General features: G+C 55.1%; 19 protein-coding genes and 1 pseudogene. 9 read left to right on the top strand and 11 right to left on the bottom strand.

Going from position 1 to position 18,820, the window contains the following annotated elements; genetic code table 11:
• Positions 1-127: 127 nt before the first annotated feature.
• Positions 128-280 (bottom strand): annotated as a pseudogene (locus SPL01S_RS25725) (transposase); the annotation flags it as partial.
• Between the two features lie 1,051 nt (positions 281-1,331).
• On the opposite strand from SPL01S_RS25725, the gene SPL01S_RS14295 reads away from it, so the two are divergent.
• From SPL01S_RS14295 to SPL01S_RS14280, 3 genes are all read left to right on the top strand, one after another.
• The gene (locus SPL01S_RS14295) at positions 1,332-2,210 is read left to right on the top strand and encodes a peptidoglycan recognition protein family protein (RefSeq protein ID WP_063200785.1); all 879 of its coding nucleotides are present in this window, start codon (positions 1,332-1,334) and stop codon (positions 2,208-2,210) included.
• Between the two features lie 445 nt (positions 2,211-2,655).
• Positions 2,656-3,024, top strand: coding sequence for a hypothetical protein (locus tag SPL01S_RS25720; protein ID WP_232245962.1), 369 nt, complete (start codon positions 2,656-2,658; stop codon positions 3,022-3,024).
• A 70-nt stretch (positions 3,025-3,094) separates the two neighbouring features.
• Positions 3,095-4,000, top strand: coding sequence for an arginase family protein (locus SPL01S_RS14280; RefSeq protein ID WP_063200720.1), 906 nt, complete (start codon positions 3,095-3,097; stop codon positions 3,998-4,000).
• Between the two features lie 5 nt (positions 4,001-4,005).
• On the opposite strand, the gene SPL01S_RS14275 is transcribed toward SPL01S_RS14280, so the two are convergent.
• The gene (locus SPL01S_RS14275) at positions 4,006-4,428 is read right to left on the bottom strand and encodes an Lrp/AsnC family transcriptional regulator (RefSeq protein ID WP_063200717.1); all 423 of its coding nucleotides are present in this window, start codon (positions 4,426-4,428) and stop codon (positions 4,006-4,008) included.
• A 134-nt stretch (positions 4,429-4,562) separates the two neighbouring features.
• Between SPL01S_RS14275 and ctlX the strand changes: the two genes are divergently transcribed.
• The gene (ctlX, locus tag SPL01S_RS14270; RefSeq protein WP_063200714.1) at positions 4,563-5,489 is read left to right on the top strand and encodes a citrulline utilization hydrolase CtlX; all 927 of its coding nucleotides are present in this window, start codon (positions 4,563-4,565) and stop codon (positions 5,487-5,489) included.
• A gap of 12 nt (positions 5,490-5,501) precedes the next feature.
• Here the strand turns inward: ctlX and SPL01S_RS14265 are convergent, their stop codons facing one another.
• The 9 genes from SPL01S_RS14265 to SPL01S_RS14225 all read right to left on the bottom strand — a co-directional run bounded on the left by SPL01S_RS14265 (position 5,502) and on the right by SPL01S_RS14225 (position 14,516).
• A complete protein-coding gene (locus SPL01S_RS14265) occupies positions 5,502-6,113 on the bottom strand; it encodes a helix-turn-helix transcriptional regulator (protein ID WP_063200711.1) in 612 nt (203 codons plus the stop codon).
• 2 nt (positions 6,114-6,115) lie between these two features.
• Entirely contained in the window at positions 6,116-7,750 is a 1,635-nt protein-coding gene (locus SPL01S_RS14260) for a PglL family O-oligosaccharyltransferase (protein WP_063200708.1), read from the bottom strand.
• A gap of 24 nt (positions 7,751-7,774) precedes the next feature.
• On the bottom strand, positions 7,775-8,314 hold the full coding sequence (locus SPL01S_RS14255; RefSeq protein ID WP_063200706.1) for a fimbrial protein: 540 nt from the start codon (positions 8,312-8,314) through the stop codon (positions 7,775-7,777).
• A gap of 18 nt (positions 8,315-8,332) precedes the next feature.
• Positions 8,333-9,337, bottom strand: a complete 1,005-nt coding sequence (locus tag SPL01S_RS14250; protein ID WP_063200703.1) for a fimbrial protein — start codon at positions 9,335-9,337, stop codon at positions 8,333-8,335.
• A 14-nt stretch (positions 9,338-9,351) separates the two neighbouring features.
• The gene (locus SPL01S_RS14245; RefSeq protein ID WP_062868970.1) at positions 9,352-9,966 is read right to left on the bottom strand and encodes a fimbrial protein; all 615 of its coding nucleotides are present in this window, start codon (positions 9,964-9,966) and stop codon (positions 9,352-9,354) included.
• An 11-nt stretch (positions 9,967-9,977) separates the two neighbouring features.
• Complete coding sequence (locus SPL01S_RS14240) at positions 9,978-10,727, bottom strand: fimbrial biogenesis chaperone (protein WP_063200700.1); 750 nt, start codon at positions 10,725-10,727, stop codon at positions 9,978-9,980.
• 25 nt (positions 10,728-10,752) lie between these two features.
• Positions 10,753-13,254 carry a fimbria/pilus outer membrane usher protein gene (locus SPL01S_RS14235; RefSeq protein WP_063200697.1) on the bottom strand — a complete coding sequence of 834 codons (2,502 nt, stop codon included), beginning with the start codon at positions 13,252-13,254 and terminating at the stop codon, positions 10,753-10,755.
• Between the two features lie 98 nt (positions 13,255-13,352).
• Positions 13,353-13,904 carry a fimbrial protein gene (locus SPL01S_RS14230; protein WP_063200693.1) on the bottom strand — a complete coding sequence of 184 codons (552 nt, stop codon included), beginning with the start codon at positions 13,902-13,904 and terminating at the stop codon, positions 13,353-13,355.
• An 87-nt stretch (positions 13,905-13,991) separates the two neighbouring features.
• Positions 13,992-14,516, bottom strand: coding sequence for a fimbrial protein (locus SPL01S_RS14225; RefSeq protein ID WP_063200690.1), 525 nt, complete (start codon positions 14,514-14,516; stop codon positions 13,992-13,994).
• 764 nt (positions 14,517-15,280) lie between these two features.
• Between SPL01S_RS14225 and SPL01S_RS14220 the strand changes: the two genes are divergently transcribed.
• The 5 genes from SPL01S_RS14220 to fetB all read left to right on the top strand — a co-directional run bounded on the left by SPL01S_RS14220 (position 15,281) and on the right by fetB (position 18,819).
• Positions 15,281-15,694 carry a YuaE family lipoprotein gene (locus SPL01S_RS14220; protein ID WP_062868966.1) on the top strand — a complete coding sequence of 138 codons (414 nt, stop codon included), beginning with the start codon at positions 15,281-15,283 and terminating at the stop codon, positions 15,692-15,694.
• Between the two features lie 2 nt (positions 15,695-15,696).
• Positions 15,697-16,872 carry an FKBP-type peptidyl-prolyl cis-trans isomerase N-terminal domain-containing protein gene (locus SPL01S_RS14215; protein ID WP_063200687.1) on the top strand — a complete coding sequence of 392 codons (1,176 nt, stop codon included), beginning with the start codon at positions 15,697-15,699 and terminating at the stop codon, positions 16,870-16,872.
• A 21-nt stretch (positions 16,873-16,893) separates the two neighbouring features.
• Positions 16,894-17,175, top strand: a complete 282-nt coding sequence (locus tag SPL01S_RS24660) for a FaeA/PapI family transcriptional regulator (protein WP_020439943.1) — start codon at positions 16,894-16,896, stop codon at positions 17,173-17,175.
• A 206-nt stretch (positions 17,176-17,381) separates the two neighbouring features.
• A complete protein-coding gene (gene fetA / locus SPL01S_RS14210) occupies positions 17,382-18,059 on the top strand; it encodes an iron efflux ABC transporter ATP-binding subunit FetA (RefSeq protein ID WP_063200684.1) in 678 nt (225 codons plus the stop codon).
• Positions 18,046-18,819: an iron efflux ABC transporter permease subunit FetB gene (gene fetB / locus SPL01S_RS14205; protein ID WP_006328625.1), complete on the top strand. Its 774-nt coding sequence runs from the start codon at positions 18,046-18,048 to the stop codon at positions 18,817-18,819. The genes fetA and fetB overlap by 14 nt, the downstream gene beginning before the upstream one ends.
• The last annotated feature ends 1 nt before the right edge of the window (position 18,820 follow it).

Below are 18,820 nucleotides of genomic sequence, written 5' to 3'. Positions count from 1 at the left end.
CCAGGATGTCCAGCATCATACTGTAATGGGCGAGACGCGCAGATAGGAAGAAATGTGTGTTTTTTGACCTTTCGTGATTCAATAATTGATGCCAATGGGCTTATTGGTTTTATGGTGATAAAGGGAACTCACAATTTTTCATATTGCACAGTATGTAAATTGAACGATAAAGTTCTTTCCCGACTGCTCCCGCTAATATTTTATAATGATACTTTGGCGTCCAGGCTAAGTGTATTTGTAATGCCAAGAACACATGTACTGAACTTCTATAACTGCTCATGTCAGTGATTTCCTTCTTATCTTGTGGTGAGTCAGCTGGCATTTTCTGGCCAGCGTTTAGAGCCACACAGATTTAATCACTATCTCCCTAGAAGGTGCTTTAAGACTGATAACTAAAAAATGGAGACGAGGGGACTCCATTATTATTGAGCGTGAACCTTACCTTGCCCATAAACTATGCAAGCTAATTATTTTTACTTGGCGATAAATATAAAATATTATGCCAGGTTGAATTAATGCTTTACATGGGAATTGGTTTTTTAACTGATTGAAATTAATTATAATTTTACAGATAATTGCAATTAATAGCATTTATGGTAAAACTTTTTCGCCACCGCGAAGTGGTGCATTATTCCTCTGAAAATAAAATTAAATTGTTAATCTGTAGGCTATGGAATTAAAAGTAAATATGACTCTGGGAATGTTCTTGTATAATTATTTTATATTGAGGCTTAAGTTTTTATATTATTGATTTTAAAGGTTTTAATTTTGTGTCTAAATGCATTTCATGGGTTTTTACCTATATGTTACCTTGACTGCGAGGTCATTTTCATCACTGGTATATATAGTGAATTGATTGGGGTTGATCCACTTGCCAATTTTCAAAAAATGGACTTTATTTTTTTTAAAAGAACTATACTACAAAGAACATTAATTAATGAAACCTAGAAAGGTTGGTAGTTGATTTTATGTTTTTTAATGCTGAGTTATATAAAGGGTTTTGATAAGGCTACAGCAGGTTCGGAAAGTAAAAACACTGAGGGAAACAATAAAGTATGAAAAGTGAGCTGGCTGGAGACCAATATCTGAATAGTATGAAATAAGGTCAAACATTCATGCGTGCCAAGCAATACAGCACTTTATCTCAAAGTAAGAAAAAATGCACTATAAGGTAGGCTCTGTACGAAAAATAGGTTTTAAAAAGGATGTTTTCCATTCTCCGGGCAGACTCCCTTCGTTTAACCGATGTGGGCATAGTATGCATGTTCATTCAAACCCTAGGCTTTGCTGACTACGGGGGCATCAGCCACCCATCCCCCAAGGAGATTATTATGTCAATTAACTATCCTCTGAATAAGGGGTCCCAAGATCCATATATCACCATTGCGCAACAGCAACTTATTCGATTGGGGTATGGCCTGCCGCGTTTCGGTGCCGATGGTGTGCTGGGAGATGAGACTTTGTCTGCCTATGGAGCCTTCTTGATATCACAGGGCCTGCGTGCACCTACGGACGATCGCCCGAAATCTATTACGCCCAGTGGTGTTGCTGCTCTTGACATGGCTTTTGCAGCATTGACCAATGATGATGTTGGAACGAACATCATTGACGAGCGGGCTAATCATCCACATTCGGGGCGATCGGTATCCATGCCTTACCGCCCCTGGTCGAAGATCACTGCTGTTGTCCTACATCAGACGGCAACTAAAATTGGCGAGAAGGTTGCTTCTTGGCATAGCGTACCTATTCATATCGGTATCACACGAGCAGGCAAAATCATCCAGCTCTATTATTTGACTGAGGTTTGCAACCACGCTAACGGCCTTAACCGTCGTAGCGTCGGCATTGAGATAGATGGGTGGTACGCAGGTATTGAGGGAAAGCCCGAAACGTTGTGGCAGCCCAAGAATCAGCCCACCCCGAGACTACCCATGAATCTACCTATCGAACAAGCTGTGGCAGCCAAGGCCGCCGTCCAGTGGATCGTGAACACAGTAAAAGCTAACGGAGGAAAAGTGACCCATATTCATCCGCACCGGCAATCTAGTAAGGACCGGCGTTCTGATCCTGGTTCGCTGATCTGGCAGCACGTAGGTTTGTGGGCACAAAACACTTTGGGACTGTCTGATGGAGGTGCGTCATTCATTGAGGGGGATGGATTGACAATTCCCGAGGCCTGGGATGCCAGGTACACGGGCAACCATTATTGACCTGCCTCCCATCCAAACGACAGGTGAAAGTCGTCTTAGTCTGCTTTCACCTGCCATCAGGCTACATATCAGCAAACTCGCTCGGATTCGTTCATGATAGAACTAACGGCATGCTGAATTAACAAATTTTCCGCTACGTACGGAGTTAACCAGAGACGATATGTGAATACCCGTATCTGCCTGGTGCCGCGCGCATTATAGCTGGCTAGCGAGTCTGCTCGTCTATAGCGGTACCTCAACAATCCTGTTTTAGTCGGCTATGCAACAATAAAGAGAGTAAACCACTCATCCGCAAATCACGGAGGTTTTGCTCAGCGGGTTGAGCGTGACGCCGCACCGCCCAGGAACATGCTCACCGCGTTGCTGACCATCTCGCGAATGCGCGGCAGGCTGATCGGCTGCAATTCGCGCTGGAATACCCGCATGTCGATCTCGGCGGTGAGCAGTGAAAGGAACTGGTTGCCTTGAGGTAAGGGTCGGCCAGCCGCAGCTCCTGGCGATCCATGGCGGCGGACATCAGCACCGACAGTTTTTCCACGCTGTCGCGCGGGCCGGCCTCGTAAAACAGCGTGCCGATATCAGAATGCCCGGCATCGGCGATAACCTGATTCGGGCGGCGAAAGCCGCACAGCAACTTCTGCCGTTTATGCAACAAGCCGGCATCGTTGAACCGGAGCTCGGCATTGCCGCGTTTATCGCTGATTTACTGCATTTACAACACTATCTGCACCTCAATAATCAAAGTGAACATACGATTGACCGGGTGGTTCAACTGGCGTTCCTGCACTTTGACGTCGATATGCGGCAGCCGTAGGCAAAACTCAGGCCCGGTGCAGCCGGATAGGCTAAGCTGATTTTTAGAGGGCTTATCTGGGGTATTCACCATGCATATCATTCTTGCACCTACCAATCTGGGGCTGAGCCCCTTGCGACCGGGCCATGTTCCCGGAACCTGGCGAGCGCCGCAGGCGCTGATGGCACATAGCTTGGCGCAAAGGTTGGGAGCGGGGGCTGTCTCCGAGTTGCCGCAACCGACTTATTCGCCGGCAGCGCAGCCCGGCACCCGCATACGCAATGGTCATGCGATTCGCGCTTTCACTCTCGCGTTGGCCGCAGAAGTTGCTGCGGTGCAGGCGCGCGGCGACTTCCCGCTGGTGGTCGGCGGCGACTGTTCGATTCTGCTGGGGGCGTTGGCCGGTTCACGCAGTGCGGGGCCGCTTTCGCTGGTACACATCGATGGGCACAGCGATTTCCGTCATCCCGGCAACTATGATCCGCAGCAGATGTTGGGCGCGGTGGCGGGGATGGATTTGGCGTTGGCGACCGGGCGCGGGGAACCGCTGCTGGCCGAATGGCCTGGCGTAACGGGGCCGCTGGTGCCGGAACGGCAGGTTTTACAACTGGGCGAGCGTGAGTGTCGGGACGCGGATTTTGCCTGGCCGGATATCAATCAAACGGCAATTGCGCGCATTGACGTCTTCGCTGCCAACCGGATGGGCAAAGCGGAAATTGTGCGGCAAATCGAACAGATGTTGGCCACCGAGCCGGAATGGCGCTTTTGGCTACATCTGGATGTGGACGTGCTCGACCAAACCATCATGCCGGCGGTGGATTCCCCCGGTAGCCCCGGTATCGATCGCCTCTGGCTGGAAAATATCGTGGCGCGGTTGCTGCAAAACCCCATGTGCTGCGGCATGACGCTGTCGGTATTCGACCCCGAGCTCGATCCCGACGGCCGGTACGCGGCGCTGATAGTGGAAATGTTGGAGGCGATGTTCCGCTCCCGCTGACGGCGTTATGCCTTGTGCGTCGACAGCTGGATGCTGGTTTCGGTGTTGGAAATGCCGGCGATGCGCCGGATGCGCCCCAGAATTTTATCGAAACTCTCCAGGCTGTCGGTGCGGATCTCCAGCAGAATGTCCCACTTGCCGTTGGTGGTGTGCAGGGTGAACACCGCCGGTTCGCCGCGCAGCTGTTGCAACACGCTTTGCGCCTTGGTGCCTTCCACCGCCACGCACATCCAGGCGCGAATGCGGTTATGTTCCACGCCCGGCTTCACGCGAACGGTGTAGCCGGTAATGATCCCCTGCGTTTCCAGCGCCTCAATTCTTTTTTGCACCGTAGCGCGCGAAACCCGGACCTTGTTGGCTATCTCGGTCACCGAGCTGCGGGCGTTTTCGCGCAGCAGCGCGAGGATGTGGCGATCGGTATCATTCATGGTGGCAAAGTGTCGGCTGGCGGTGGCGATTTGTAAAAATATAGAGCAATTTAGTCATTTTTCACACTGCCTGGTGCCAAATTGATTTTCCATAATAGGGTCGCGTTATTCCCCCGATCCCTGTGAGAAATATCATGCAAACCACCCAATCCGTTTTTATGGTCCGGCCTTCCGGCTTTGCCGCGAATAAACAGACCCAGCACAGCAATTTTTTTCAGAAGGTCACGCAGCACCATGAATACCACGCGGCCAGGGCATTAATCGCCTTTAACGGTTACGTCGATGCCCTGCAACAGGCCGGTGTCGACGTGCGGGTGATGGATGATATCGACGGGCAGGAAACGCCGGACGCATTATTCCCGAATAACTGGATTGCGCTGCTGGGCGACGGCAGCCTGTTCACTTTCCCGATGGAAGCGGAAAACCGACGACGGGAACGCCGCCAGGATATTATCGCGCAGCTCGCCAATGATTTCGTGATTGAACGGCGTATCGATCTTTCCGCCCACGAACTGGCCGGGCGTTTTCTGGAAGGCACAGGTTCGCTGATCCTGGATCATCCGAACAAGCTGGCTTATTCCTGCTTGTCGTCACGCAGCTCTCCAGAAGTGGGGCGCGAATTTGAGCGCCATTCCGGCTATAAAATTATCTGGTTCGACGCCGTAGATCGCCATAATCAGCCGATTTATCACACCAACGTGATGATGAGCGTCGGCGTGCGCTACGCCATTCTCTGCCTGGAAAGCCTGCGCAACCCGGAGCAAAAGCGCGCGGTGATCGCCAGGTTGCAAGGTAGCGGCAAAACCCTGATTGACGTCAGCTACGCTCAGATGGAGGCGTTCGCCTGCAACGTGCTGGAACTGCGCGCCAAAGACGGAAGCCCGGTTTACGCGATGTCGACCCGCGCCTGGGCCAGTTTTACGCCGCCGCAGCAGGCGTTGATTGGCGGTTACGCCCGGCTGGCGCTGGGGCCGATCGACATTATCGAAGATCTCGGCGGCGGGGGCGCGCGCTGCATGCTGGCGGAGATCTTTCTGCCAAAGAAACGCGCTCTGGCCTGATCCCGCGCCGTTTCAGTTCAGCCCCATCTGATTGAGCAGCATTTTGTTCAGTTCGGTATTTTTGCGCACGTTCAATTTACGCATTGCTGAACGCTTATGGGCGCTGATGGTCTTCTGGCTGCGGTGCAGCATCCCGGCGATGGTGCAGGCGGACATGCCGGTGCTCATCAGCTTCAGCACCTTCTTTTCGCAGCTGCTCAGGGCGGCGATGCGGCACTGCCGGCATTTCCAGATGGCGCTGGCGTGCAGCGCCACCCAGGGTTGCTGGCAAAAGCGTTCCAGCGCCATGTGGAGCTTGTGGCGAACGGTAACGGCATCGTCGCGTCGGTTAATACTGAACAACGCAGGGTGGGCGTGCAGATAACGGGTGTCGAGATCGTCGAGGATCAGCACGATCATTTGCCGATGGCGCGGCGTCTGGTACGGGCTTTGGTAGCAACTGGCGCAGCCGCATTGGTCTTCCAGCGTGTGGAACACGATCTCGATTGGCTCCAGATTGCGCAGTGCATGCAGATGCCCGCGGCGGCTGTGATTCAGGTCATGCAGATACTCTTCCAGCAGTTGCCGTAACCCCTGCTGATAAAAGTTATCGCTGCCCAGCAGGGTGAACCGAATATTAAGCATAGTTACTCCTTAAAACGCGCATCGTGCGGGAACAGCCGGCGCGCCTGACGGTACAGATCCTCCGCCCGCTGCGGCTGTTGCAGCAACCGGCTGGTCACCATCAGGTTGACGTAGATATTGGCGTCCGGCCGCACGCGGATCTCATTTTCCGCCCAACGCTGGTAGCTCAGCAGCGTGGCCGGATCGCGGGTGTGCGGGTATTGCAGCAGCCGTTGCAACTGGACGTCGTAGTCGTAACGCACCTGCCAGGGCGTCGGCGTCATCACCCGACTCATGGCGGCAAATTGTTGCAGACCGGTTTTTTCCACGGCGGTCACGATCAGGGCGCTGTGCAGGCCGTTGAGCAGGTACGGCAGCGTCAGCGCGGCCAAACCGGCGGCGAGCAGCCGCAGGGTGAGTTGCGGGCGCGGTGACAGGCGCAGGCGGCAACGCACATCGCCGGCGCGCAGAATCGCCAGCAGCAGTACGCCGTGTGCCGCGGAGAGATAAAGCGGGTATTCCACCATCATGTGCAGCAGGATCGGCAGCGCCGCCAGCCAGGGGGCAGGCCGCAGCGGCAGGGCGCGGGTGCGTCGCAACAGGCGCCATAACCCCCAGCAAATGAAGGCAATACCGCTCAGGCTCAGCAGGCCGCCTTCGATGCCCCACAGCAAAATTTCGTTGTGCGGATGGCTGATGCTGACGCTTTCCATGCCGCTGCGGTGGGTGGTGTAGAAGTGATGCAGGAAGTCGTGCTGAAAGTGGCCGTAACCCCAGCCGAGCCACGGGCGTTCGGCGATCATGCGCAGCGCTTCCTGCCAGTAGGCCAGGCGGTAGAAAATTGGCTCCGCCACGGTGAGCGCCCGCGTTGCGCCGTTAAGCATGATCAGCAGCAGACCGGCGGCTATCCCGGCAAGCAACAGCAGCAGGGCGGCGGTGGCACGGCGGCGATTAAGCCGATACAACATAAACAGTTGCAGCGGCGACAGCAGAGCGGCCGCCAGCAGGCCAACGCGTGAGGCGATCACGATCAACAACAGCGGTGCCAAAACCAGCATACCGCCCGTCAGCCATTGCACGCCCCGGTGCAGCGGGCGCCGGTTGCTCAGCAGATACAGCGCCAGCGCCAGCCCGGTAGCCATAAAGCTGGCCATCAGGTTCCACTGCTGGAAGATGCCGTAAGGGCGGTTTTTCAGGGGGTTGTAGCCCATGGCGTTACCCGGTTCCAACAGGCCGTACTGCACCAGGCCCAGCAGCGCCTCGATCACCGTCGCCGCCAGCAGTAGAATCAGCAGTCTGCGCCGCCGTAGCCGGTCGAGCGGTATCTGCAACAGCGCGAAATAGGCGGCGACGCCCAGCGTCAGCCCCAACAGGCGCGGCAGAGCTTCACCTAGCCAGGGGTTTTTCGTCCACAGCAGCGGCAATAATAAAATCAGAGCGCCCGGCGCCAGCCGGTTAAAAAAGCCGGATACGGCCAACGGCGGACGGCTCAATAGCATCGCGCCGAGAATAAACAGGGCGATAAATAGGCCGCCGACCAGATTCCACGGCAAATAAAAACCGCTGCCGCCGCGATTGGGCCAGTAAATATGCATGGCGATCAGGCAATAGCATGCCGCCAGCCCGAATAACCCGGCCGTTTTGTTGTTGGATATCATCACTGCTTCCTGAAGCGTCCGGTCTTATTGATAAGCCAGCACAAAATTGGCTACCGAGCTGAATTCACCCTCGGTAATGGTTTTATTCTGTATTGCGCTGGGGTGGCCCTGCACATAGGCGGTGAAATTCAACACAGTGGCGCCGTCCTGCAATGCCACTGCGCTGGTGGCCTGATTCAACGCAATATCGGCGCCCTTGCTGTCAAACAGCGCGATGGCAGCGCCGTTGGTGCCGTTATTGATCGCCAGTTTGCCCGGCAGCTCGCGGTCTTCGGTGCCGCTGAAGGTGACATTGACGGATTTGAACACCGCCGTTTTGCAGTCGGTCAGCTTGATGTTGAACGGCACCGGATTGCTGTGGCCATAGCGGTACAGGGTTTTGACGATCACGGTATCCATCTCCACCACCTGATCGGCCGATTGCGGTTCAATATTGCACGGCCGGCTCACCACGGTACCGTGGAACTGCAGTGGTGAACCGACCAGTTCGGTATCTGCCAGAGCCGGCAACGCCGTAAACAATAAGGGCGTGCAACTGAGCATCGCTAAAGCGCGTAAACGCATGGTCTGTTTCTCCCTGGGTTACTCGAAGGCCGCCACAATGGTGGCCGAGGCGTTAAATTCCCCTTCCGCGATGTCCTTGCCGCCGTTGGCCAACGGTGCGGCAACCAGGTTCCAGCTGCCGCCGTTACCGATATTTGACACCGGGTAAAACTCATTCGGGACAACCAATTGACCGTTATGTTTGATCTCGATACCGAGATCGGTTTTATCGGTTTTAAACGCGTTATTGGTGAAGGGCGCCGGGGTGCCGGAGACCGCCAGTTTGATATTCAGGGTGCCGTCCTCAAAGCTGCCGCCTTCGCACTGGAAGCGCACTGGAATGCTTTGCGGATAGCTTGCGCCGTTCAGGTTGCTGCCGCTGATTTCCCCAAACTCGACGTTGATCAGTTGGCCTTCATTCACCACGCATTTATCCGGCACGTACAGAATGGCGGATTGAATAAACACCTGCGCCATAGGGTTGGGGCCGAAACCGGCGTCGGTCGAACCCAGGCGGCCATACATCTCGATGATTTGCCGGTCGTTAATCTGCACGCCATTGATGATTTTTTTGCGCACCCGGAAGGTGACTTTGCCCCGGGATCCGCTTTCGTAGTTGTTGATTTGCACGTAGGGCGGGTTGCATGAATGTTGGCTCAACTCGTTGGATATATTGTAAAAAGGCACGGTGACGTAGGCCCTTTTATTGCCGGCGATCCAAACCTCGGCTTTTAAATCCAGGTAATCATTAAGTTTTAAATAACCGTTGCCGAACTCGGAGGGGGGCAGCGCCGAATCCGACTTATAAAAGTGCGGGCTGGTCGGAATACGGGTATCGCAATAGGCCTTGCCGGTATATTGGCCGCCTAACGAATAGGTAAATTCTTTGGTGAAGCCCACCTGATTGGTGATGTTGGTTTCATTCAGGTCGATATAAAATTGTTTTGCCCCGCCGTCCGGCGTCACGTAGCCATTTGCCCAGACGGCAGGCGCCGCCAGCGCGAACGCCAGCGGCAGATAATAGTTAACGTATTGGTTTTTCATTGCGTTTGTGAACCTCACAGGTAAATCACCTGAATGTGCGCCACGCCGGAAAACCCGGCCGCCATCACCGCTCGCTGCGTGGATTCCACGCTGGCGCTGAACCACAGCGTGTTGCTGCCGGGCTGCAGAATGTAGGGCCGGCTTTGCTGATTGAGCGACAGAGCGCGGCCCTGTTGGTCCTGCAAACGCAGGCCGATGCCTTGCACGCCGCCGTTGAGTTTCAGCAAGTCCGGATTATTCACATCGCTGTCGCCGAGAAACACCAGCGTCGCGGCCTGCTCGCCCTGTAAATAGAGCTGCCCGGCATCGCCGTTACGTTGGCCGGCGGGGTTATCCGCCAGCGCTTTGGCCCCCAACAGGCAGTTGCGAAAGGAGAGACGAAAGCGCACCGGCGCGCTCCGATCGCCGGCATTCTGGAAGTCACGCGCGTTAACCTCGCCCAAATCGATGGCCTGATCCTGGCTGTCCGGCGTCAGGCTGCAAGGGGAACTGAGCAGGCCGCCGAAAAAGCTGACGGTGCCGGTAGTGCCTTCAATCACGTCAAGCGGTGTTGCCGCCGCCGCGCTGCCGCTAAACAGCAAGGCGCCGAACAGCAAGGGCCGCAGGCGGCCGCCGGTGAATTCAGCCATGCGGTATCTCCTTATTTTTTGGTATCGGGCACGACATGGCAGACGCTGCCGTTGCAGGCGAAGCGCAGCTCGGGGTGGCCGCCGTAGTCATTGATGTAGGTGACGACAAAGCCGTTCAGGCCGTTGTCGCGCAGCTTCACGCTTTCGCTGGATTTCGGTTTCAGCATCACCGGCTGGAAGTCACCGAGCGCGCCGCCGCCCTGTTTCTGCGGTTGGCGGGTCATGCCGGTCAGGGTGATATAAAACGGCGTGGGGTTTTCGATGGTGAAACCGCCGGCGCTTTTACGGAACACCAGCTTCTCCTGCCACACCTCGCCTTTTGGCGCGACTATGGCTTTCGGCCGGTAAAACAGCTTGATCTGGGTCTGCAGCGCCAGCTGCATCACGTTGGTTTTGCTGCTCTTCGGCGGGATTTCACGCAAGTTGAAATAGAACACCGATTCGCGATCCTGCGGCAGGCGGTCGGCCTCCGGGGTCTTGGTGATGCGCACTACGCTGCGTTCGCCGGCTTCTACCCGCTGCAACGGCGGCAGTACCACCAGCGGCGAGGTGATTTTCTGATGCTGTTCGTTTTCCAGCCAGGATTGCGCCAGGAAAGGCAGCTCCTTATTTTCGTTGACGATATTCAGGCTGATGGATTTCGCGTCGCTGAGGTAGACGGCGCGGGTGCGATCCAGCGAGATCGCTGCGTTGACGGCCGGAGCCGCGCTGGTCAATACCAGGCCCAGTGCGGCCACTTTTGCTAGCGGATAGTTGTTCATAGTCATCAATTCTCTGTGTTGCGGATTACAGTTTGGCGCACGGCAGCAGCAGCTGGTCCAGCGGCTTGGCGGCGCCCGGTATCACGATGCGGCACTGGCGTTGGCCTTCCCAGGCGACATCCAGTTGTTCTTGCGGCTGGACGCCGGTCAGGTAGACCGATCCTCCGTCGTTCACCACCGCCACTTCGCGGCCTCGCTCACTCAGCACCGTAGCGCCAAACGGCGGTTCGCTGCCGTCGGCCAGCTTGATGGTGGCCAGCAGCTTGCTGCCTTTCACCACCTCAAAGTGGCGGTAACCGATGGCGCCTTCGGTCAGTGTGCCTTGCACTACCGCGCGGGTGGCTTCGACGTCGTCCGCAAGTTGGTTGACGTCAATTCGGGTATCGGTGTTGTAGTAGCTGGTGATATCGGAAATCACCGCCAGGCCGAAGTGGTTGCTGTAGGTGCGGCCGTTGTTGATCGGCACCCCGGCGATGCCGTCGGTATCGAGCATCATCCGGCTGCCGCCGTTGCTGGAGTTCTGGTGCGCGGCCACGCCGTATCGGGTGGCGGTAATGCCGCTGCGGAAAGTGCCGCCGATAGAGGAGTAGCTGTCTTGTTGGTAAGAGGCGCTGGCGTTGAGCGAGCCGAACGACGCGTTGCGGGTGTAGTAACCGCGAGCCAGCGATTTGCCGGCTTGGTTAAAGCCGCCGCTGACCTGCCAGGTATTGTTCGGATCGGTGTAGTCGTTGTAGGACGCCATCTGCGTGACGTCGCTGTTGCTGCTTTGCAGCGAGTAACCGATACGGCGACGATCGCCAATCGGCACGCTGAAGTTCAGCATCACGCTGTCGTCCGTGCGGCCGTGATAGGTAGTGCGGTAGGCCGACAGCGAGGCGGTGATGTTGCTGATGTTACCGACGTTGAACACTTTGCTGGCGGACAGTCCGTAGCGATCCTGTGCCTTGGCGTCCCAATAGGTCTGGTGGGAATAGGTCAGGTAGGCGGTGATCGCTTTGGCGCTGTCTTCTGCCATAAAGGTTTTGCTGGCGGTGATGGTGTACAGCTCTTTTTGACGCCCGTTGTAGTGTTCGTCGTAGTCGTTGTAACGCTCTTGCAGATACTGCGACATGTTCATGAACTTGCGCTGCGAAAAGCGATAACCGGCGAAGGTGATCTGGCTGTTCAGTTCATCGAAGCGTTTGGCGTAGTTGACCTTGAACGACATGCCGCTGGCTGTCGGTTCATTGGGCAGGCGCGCGATAGACTGCGTGACGTCCAGCGACATGGCGCCAAACACGTTCAGATCACGACCCAGGCCGAGCGCCCAGGCGTTGTAATCGCCGCCGAGCAGCGCGCCGCCGTACAGCGACCAGGCGCTGGTCAGCCCCCAGGAGAAATCGCTGGCAGAGAACAGCGGCCCCTGCGTGCGGTGATCGTAAGCCGAGGGTTTGCCCAGTGCGACGTTGTAGCGCACATAGCCGGGGCGGGTCAGATAAGGGATGGTGGCGGTATCGACCTGGAAGGTGGAGACGCTGCCGTCCTGTTCTTCTACCTTCACGTCCAGCCGGCCACGCACCGAACTGTTGAGATCCTGAATGGCGAACGGCCCGGCGGGCACCGTGGTTTCGTACAGCGTGCGGCCTTCCTGGGAAACGGTGATTTTGGCGTTGCTCTTGGCGATGCCGCGCACTTCCGGCGCATAGCCCTGCAGGTTCGGCGGCAGCATGCGCTCGTCACTGGCCAGATTGAGGCCGGTGAAGCGGTACGAATCGAACACCCCCGAGTCGAGAAAGATTTCGCCAAGGGTGAGCTTGGCGGCCTGCATTGGCAGTGCGCGATAGGCGTAGATCTGGTTCCAGTCAAAACCGCTGTCACGCTGGCCGGCCTGCTGATTGTAATTGGCCTGATAATCGGCTCGCAGGCGCCAGGCGCCCATATTGGCACCTAGCGTGCCGTAGCTGCTGAGGTTTTCTGAGGTGTTGTTATTGTGGCTTTGTTTGCCGACCTGGCCGCTGAGGTTGTAGTCCAGCAGCAGCCCCGGAATACCCTCGTCCCATTGTTCAGGTGGGGTCCAGTCCGGATCGGAATATTTCATCCATGCCTGCGGAATGGTGATCGCCAACACGCCGCCGCCGATACGATCGGAAAGGGTCGCCCCTTTGATCCCGCTGATATCGGCGCACTGGTTGTCGTGCCACAGGGTGATTTTTTTGGCGGCTTCCTCTTTCAGCGCCATTTTTTCCACCAGGTCCGGCGGCAGACAGGCGCGGGATCGGTCCTTTTTATCCGCTGACGGATAATACTGGATGCGGCGCTGCGGCAGGGTTTTCTGGTTGATCTTGATATCCAGCAGATAGGTGCCGGGCATGACGTAATCGGCGTCGGAAAAACGCGATAAATCCACTTTGCTGCGATCGCCGATATCCAATACGTCAGTATTGAATTCCGTGGCGGAAAAAGCCGAATGCGCCCAGAGGAAAGATAGAATGACGATAAAGGGTCTTTTTTTCCGTGTCAGTAATGACGTCATAGAATAATCACTCATGGCAAATCCGCGCCCAATAGCAGGTCATCCTGTACGACCTGAATACGTAATACGTGATGTCATTCGGTACCTGATGCCGGTACCCGCCTAACGCGGCGTTACAGATAAGACAGGGTGAATTTCGCCAACGAGCTGAATCCGCCGGCTCGGGCCTTATCAGGGTGAATGCGTAATCGGGCACTGAAGCGCAGCGTATTGTCGCCGGCGACGATCTGGTAATCCGCCGTGGTGGTGCCCAGCGGGATAGGGGTACCGGCTGCGGTCAGCAGTTCAATGGCCACGCCTTGCGCTTCGCCGTAAACGCCCAATAGCTCGGGATCCTGGCTGTCTGCGGTGCCGTCGAAGGTGACGGTAGCCGCGCGATAAATAAAGTCGGGCTTCACGACGCTGGCCAGTTCACAGTTCACCAGCTTGATCTCAAAATTGCGGCGGCTGCCGATCAACACCGGCTGTTCGCCCAATGCCGCGTCGGTCATGGCGATCAGCCCGAAATCAATGCTTTGGTCGAGGCTTTCGCCGGCAATCCCACAGGGGGTCTCGACGATCTCGCCGCCCAGGCTGACCGTGCCGTGGCCCTGATTTTTCGCTGTCGCCTCTACGCTGCAAACGCTGAGCGCGATAAGCAGTGCGCCCCAAATCCGGGTTGTCATGCTGGCGTCTCCCTGTAGCCGTCTGTCTCGTTACCTAATATCCGTGCAGGTAAAAGCGGGGACGCCGACACGGCGCCCCCAAGGGGATTACAGGTAAGCCAGAGTGAAGTTCGCTACGCTGGTGAATTCGCCTGGGACCACGGCGCCAGACGCGCTGCTGCCTTGCAGGTAAGCGGCGAATTTCAGGGAGTTGTTGCCTTCGTTCAGGCCCTGACCGTCAGTCGCGGTGCCCAGCTCAACGTCTTTGGAGTGCAGGTTGTCGTAGATCATGATGCCGGCGCCGGTCGCGGTGCCGCTCAGTGCCAACAGCTTGCTGTTATCAGGATCCGGGGTGCCGGTGAAGGTCACCTGGACGTTCTTCATGGTCGTCAGAGAGCAGTCTTTCAACTCAATGCTGAATGGCTGAGAGCTGGATTTCCCTTCTTTGGCCAGGATACGGCTGCTGATTTGGCCCATCGGTACCGTCTGGTCAACGGACTCAGGCGCTACGCTGCATGGCGCATCGATGATTTCACCGGTAAAAGTCACTTTACCGCTGCCCTGGTTAGATGCGGCGTGAGCAACAGATGCGGAAGCAATCATGGTTGCCAGCATTAATTTATTCAGTTTCATTTCTCAAGTTCCTGTAGAGAGTATTTAAATAAAAAGAAAAGCACATCTAAATCCCCCACGACGCTGGCAACATCATGTCGCCGGCCTCGAAGTTGGAGCCAGATCCTTTTGCTCTGGGCAATACGCCACCCTCCGTTATTTTCTCAGCAATAACGAAAGTTTTTGGAAGGCGTAAAAACGCATTCCATTAAAATGAAAATATGAATATCACCCTGGCGTCTTGGTGAGAATATTCTTGCAAATAATAGGCGTTGTTGGAAATATCTTTTATTAAGTTAGGTCAAATACAGAATATAAAACCAAAAGGAAAAAGAAATATATATAATTGAAAATCAATAGATCGTATACAACTATTATCCAGAATAAATGACTATATAATTGGCAATGTGCGAGATTTTAGATCGCCAGATATGCCATTGACACTACAATTCACAATATTGTTTTGATAATATCGCCATCAGACAGCAGATGATGAATTGCGGCTGTTAATCGGCGGTGAAAAGTTAACTCATTGTTTTAAAAGACAGGTAAAACGATATCGCCGGCGTGAAACGCGGCTTTCAGACATAACGGCGGCGGTAATTTCTTTCGTGGCGTTAACAAAAAAATAACAATATCGACGCGTGCCGGATTATTATCGGCACAGGCTGATATTGCGCGTTTTTTGTTATTTAACTCGTTCGGATTAATCCAGAACGGTGAGTTATCGCTGAGCTTCACGACATAATAATGACCTAAGTGATAATTAAGGGATGATAAACGGAATGATTACCATAATTAATGATTCGACTCGCCGCTCCGCCGTCGCTTTGGCGGCGCTGATAATGACAGGTTTAATGTTGTCGGGCTGTGCGGGGAAGAATGGCGCGGGCGTTAACGCCGTGAAAAAAGTCTCACAGAATAATCCTAATGAAAAGACTGATGAGCAGCGCATCGTACTTTGTCAGCAGCGGGTGAATTCACTTAAGAATATTAATCCACAAAGTTACCAGAAACGGATTGCTTATTTTAACGGGCTGCTTTCCAACGCCTCCGGATATGCCGGTATTCGCAGTCATGTCGATGAAAGTACCCGTAAGGCTATAGACGCGCTTTATAAATATAAAACTGAAAAGTTCTGTGCCGACGTCGAGCATGAGCTGATGTCCGATCTGTCCAGCCGGGTGGAGAGCCTGTAGCCATGAAAAAGTGCGCGGAAGGAGCCGCAGCTTTGCTGTTGTTGCTGGTGGCAGGCAGCGTGTTGGCGGCGGGAAAAACGCCGGCCGATGACGGCATTCCCGCGTTGCTGAAATTTGCCGAGCAGCAGCAGGTGGCGGCCCCGGCCCCCTCAGTGGCAGAAAAGGCGCCGTCGGTTTCCTCGCCGGTTACCGTCAAACCCAAGCCCAGCACTGCGCCGCGAGGGGATACCGCCCGGCTGACGGCGCTGAATCAGACCCTGCGTCAACAGGCCGAGGTGATTCAGCAGCAGGCCGATACTGTCCGTCGGCTGGAGCGGCAGTTGGCGATTCAAGCCGCCGAGCCGGCGGTCAGTATGCCTGAGGTTGTCGATATCCGGCCGTTGGCGGCAGCGCTGAAGGGGATCCGACGGGCCATCGCGCCGCCGCCGGATCTGATCGCCATGGCGGCATCGTTGGCGCGGCAACAACGGATAGCCGGAGAACAAAAACAACGGCTACAGCAGCTCGGCCGACAGTTGGCGCAGTTGCAACAGCCGCCGGCGCTGGTCAGCGATGCGGATAAACAGGCTTACGCCGCCGGAGTTTCGCTGGGGCGCGACATCCTGCACCTGCAGGAACAAAACCAGCAACTGGGTATTGAAGCCGATCGGCCGCGTTTGCTGGCGGGCATTGCCGATACGCTGAACGGCCGACCACGGTTGGACAACGCCGCCATCGACGGCGCGCTGCAAGCCACAGACCGCGCTTTGCAACAGGCTCATCGGCAACGGCAACAGACCTTGCTGCAGGACGGTAAAGCCTATCTTGCCGATTTTGCCACACGGCCGGGGGTTCATAAGGACGCGCTCGGGTTCTATTACCGCGTGGATTACGCCGGCAGTGGGCGGATAAGTGCGGGCGACAACGTCAGCATCGTGGTGCGTGAAAGCTTGCCCGACGGCACGGTGATTAAGGATATGGAGCCGGCCGGCACGACTATCACGCTACCGCTGGCGCAATACCCGCCGCTGTTTCGCGCAGCTATCGGCAAACTCGACAAGCACGGGTCCATTACTCTGGTGGTGCCACCGGAGCTGGCGTATGGCGAGAAGGGCAGCCCACCCGCCATTCCGCCAGGGGCCACCATGATTTACACCCTGCGCGTGGCCGACGTGCTGCCGCCGGATAAGGACAGGTAAAAGTAACCCCAGGAGGACGTGATGGCGAAGGCGCCGATAACCTATGAAATCAGGAAATCGCATATGCTAAACGTGTTACGAAAACTGTGTATGGAACGTGCGGCGGGAACAGAGAGGCACCACCCGCCACCGCCGGAACAGTGGCCTAAAACAAGGGAGCTGGCAGACCAATGCGGCGAGAATATTTACACCACACGCACGCTGTTATTGGCGTTGGAAAAAGAGGGAAAAGTTCGTTGTACCCACCGCAGCATCAATAATTCGTTACGCTGGTATATTTGTACATCGTCCCAAAAAGCGTAATGCCCTTTCTGTCTGAAATGTTGGACTTTCTTTCACAGCGCATCATGATAAGGCTGAGGGATTACAACTCCCTCAGCCCTGTTGTTCGTCGCCGGGCGTACTGCCCTGATTGGGGATGAGCGAGCTGGCCGCCTGCCGCAACTTGAAATCCATAGGGTATACTTGCCGGCTGATTGAAACGCGTTTTATGGCGATGCGGATATATTATGAAGGAAAGCAAAGAAATACTTTTATTGGATGATATTCATTATCAAATAGACGATCAGGTTATTTTGGATTCCGTCTCTTTCGGCCTAAAACAGGGCGAATTCAAACTGATTACCGGGCCGTCCGGCTGCGGGAAAAGCACCTTGCTTAAAATTGTGTCTTCGCTGATCGATCCGACCCGCGGAAAAATTATCTTCGACGGTAAGCCCATCACCGATATGTCGCCGGAAGCATACCGTCAACAGGTCTCTTATTGCTTCCAGACTCCGGCGCTGTTTGGCGATACGGTCTATGACAATATTGCGCTGCCTTACCTGATCCGTAAGCAAAAACCGGACGAGCAAAAAATGAAAGCCGATCTGGCGCGTTTCGGGCTGGCGGAAAATAAGTTGAAAAAAAGCGTTAACGAATTATCGGGCGGGGAGAAGCAGCGTATTTCCTTGATCCGCAACCTGCAGTTTATGCCCAAGGTGCTGCTGTTGGACGAAATCACCAGTGCGCTGGATGAAGAAAATAAACGTAACGTCAACGAGATTATTCATCAGCTGGTATCGCAACATGGCGTAGCGGCGTTGTGGGTCACGCACGATAAAGATGAAATCAAATATGCGGACGATGTGATTACCCTGAGCGCCCACGGCGCACGGGCACAGGAGAAAACCGATGAACCAGCATAATATCACCAATGAATCTTTAGGGTTGTCGATGATACTGGTGGTTATCGCTATTTTGATCAGCCATAAAGAAAAGCTGGCTCTGGAAAAAGACATTATCTGGAGTATTTGCCGCGCGGTAGTGCAGCTGATTATTGTCGGCTACGTGCTGAAATACATTTTTGACGTGAACAACGCCATTCTGACGGTGTTGATGGTGCTGTTTATTTGTTTTAACGCCGCTTATAACGCGCAAAAGCGCAGTAAATATATTGAGCATGCGTTTATTACCTCATTTATCGCCATTACCACGGGCGCGGTACTGACGCTGGTGGTGTTGGTGCTGACCGGTTCGATAGAGTTTACGCCGATGCAGGTGATCCCGATTTCCGGCATGATCGCCGGCAATGCCATGGTGGCGGTTGGGCTGTGTTACAACAATCTGGGGCAGCGTTTCAAAGGCGATCAGCAGAAGATTCAGGAGATGCTCAGTTTGGGCGCGTCGCCGAAGTTTGCCTCGACGGCGTTGATCCGCGACAGCATTCGCGCGTCGTTGATTCCGACGGTCGATTCCGCCAAAACCGTCGGGCTGGTCAGCCTGCCGGGCATGATGTCCGGTTTGATCTTCGCGGGCATTGATCCGGTCAAGGCGATCAAGTACCAGATCATGGTCACCTTTATGCTGCTTTCCACCGCCAGCCTGTCGACCATTATTGCCTGCTATCTGGCCTACCGTAAGTTCTATAACGCCCGCCATCAGCTGGTGGTCAGTAAGCTGAAGTAGC

Origin of the sequence: Serratia plymuthica NBRC 102599, from assembly GCF_001590925.1 — a bacterium.
Taxonomy (GTDB): Bacteria; Pseudomonadota; Gammaproteobacteria; order Enterobacterales; family Enterobacteriaceae; genus Serratia; species Serratia plymuthica.
This window is presented reverse-complemented; position numbering and strand designations above follow the sequence as displayed.

What these genes read in the sequence shown, in the direction of transcription:
- SPL01S_RS14295 (WP_063200785.1), top strand. Translation starts at nt 1,332, where the DNA reads ATGTCAATTAACTATCCTCTGAATAAGGGGTCCCAAGATCCATATATC.
- SPL01S_RS14280 (WP_063200720.1), top strand. Translation starts at nt 3,095, where the DNA reads ATGCATATCATTCTTGCACCTACCAATCTGGGGCTGAGCCCCTTGCGA.
- SPL01S_RS14275 (WP_063200717.1), bottom strand. Translation starts at nt 4,428, where the DNA reads ATGAATGATACCGATCGCCACATCCTCGCGCTGCTGCGCGAAAACGCC.
- ctlX (WP_063200714.1), top strand. Translation starts at nt 4,563, where the DNA reads ATGCAAACCACCCAATCCGTTTTTATGGTCCGGCCTTCCGGCTTTGCC.
- SPL01S_RS14265 (WP_063200711.1), bottom strand. Translation starts at nt 6,113, where the DNA reads ATGCTTAATATTCGGTTCACCCTGCTGGGCAGCGATAACTTTTATCAG.
- SPL01S_RS14260 (WP_063200708.1), bottom strand. Translation starts at nt 7,750, where the DNA reads ATGATATCCAACAACAAAACGGCCGGGTTATTCGGGCTGGCGGCATGC.
- SPL01S_RS14255 (WP_063200706.1), bottom strand. Translation starts at nt 8,314, where the DNA reads ATGCGTTTACGCGCTTTAGCGATGCTCAGTTGCACGCCCTTATTGTTT.
- SPL01S_RS14250 (WP_063200703.1), bottom strand. Translation starts at nt 9,337, where the DNA reads ATGAAAAACCAATACGTTAACTATTATCTGCCGCTGGCGTTCGCGCTG.
- SPL01S_RS14245 (WP_062868970.1), bottom strand. Translation starts at nt 9,966, where the DNA reads ATGGCTGAATTCACCGGCGGCCGCCTGCGGCCCTTGCTGTTCGGCGCC.
- SPL01S_RS14240 (WP_063200700.1), bottom strand. Translation starts at nt 10,727, where the DNA reads ATGAACAACTATCCGCTAGCAAAAGTGGCCGCACTGGGCCTGGTATTG.
- SPL01S_RS14235 (WP_063200697.1), bottom strand. Translation starts at nt 13,254, where the DNA reads ATGAGTGATTATTCTATGACGTCATTACTGACACGGAAAAAAAGACCC.
- SPL01S_RS14230 (WP_063200693.1), bottom strand. Translation starts at nt 13,904, where the DNA reads ATGACAACCCGGATTTGGGGCGCACTGCTTATCGCGCTCAGCGTTTGC.
- SPL01S_RS14225 (WP_063200690.1), bottom strand. Translation starts at nt 14,516, where the DNA reads ATGAAACTGAATAAATTAATGCTGGCAACCATGATTGCTTCCGCATCT.
- SPL01S_RS14220 (WP_062868966.1), top strand. Translation starts at nt 15,281, where the DNA reads ATGATTACCATAATTAATGATTCGACTCGCCGCTCCGCCGTCGCTTTG.
- SPL01S_RS14215 (WP_063200687.1), top strand. Translation starts at nt 15,697, where the DNA reads ATGAAAAAGTGCGCGGAAGGAGCCGCAGCTTTGCTGTTGTTGCTGGTG.
- SPL01S_RS24660 (WP_020439943.1), top strand. Translation starts at nt 16,894, where the DNA reads ATGGCGAAGGCGCCGATAACCTATGAAATCAGGAAATCGCATATGCTA.
- fetA (WP_063200684.1), top strand. Translation starts at nt 17,382, where the DNA reads ATGAAGGAAAGCAAAGAAATACTTTTATTGGATGATATTCATTATCAA.
- fetB (WP_006328625.1), top strand. Translation starts at nt 18,046, where the DNA reads ATGAACCAGCATAATATCACCAATGAATCTTTAGGGTTGTCGATGATA.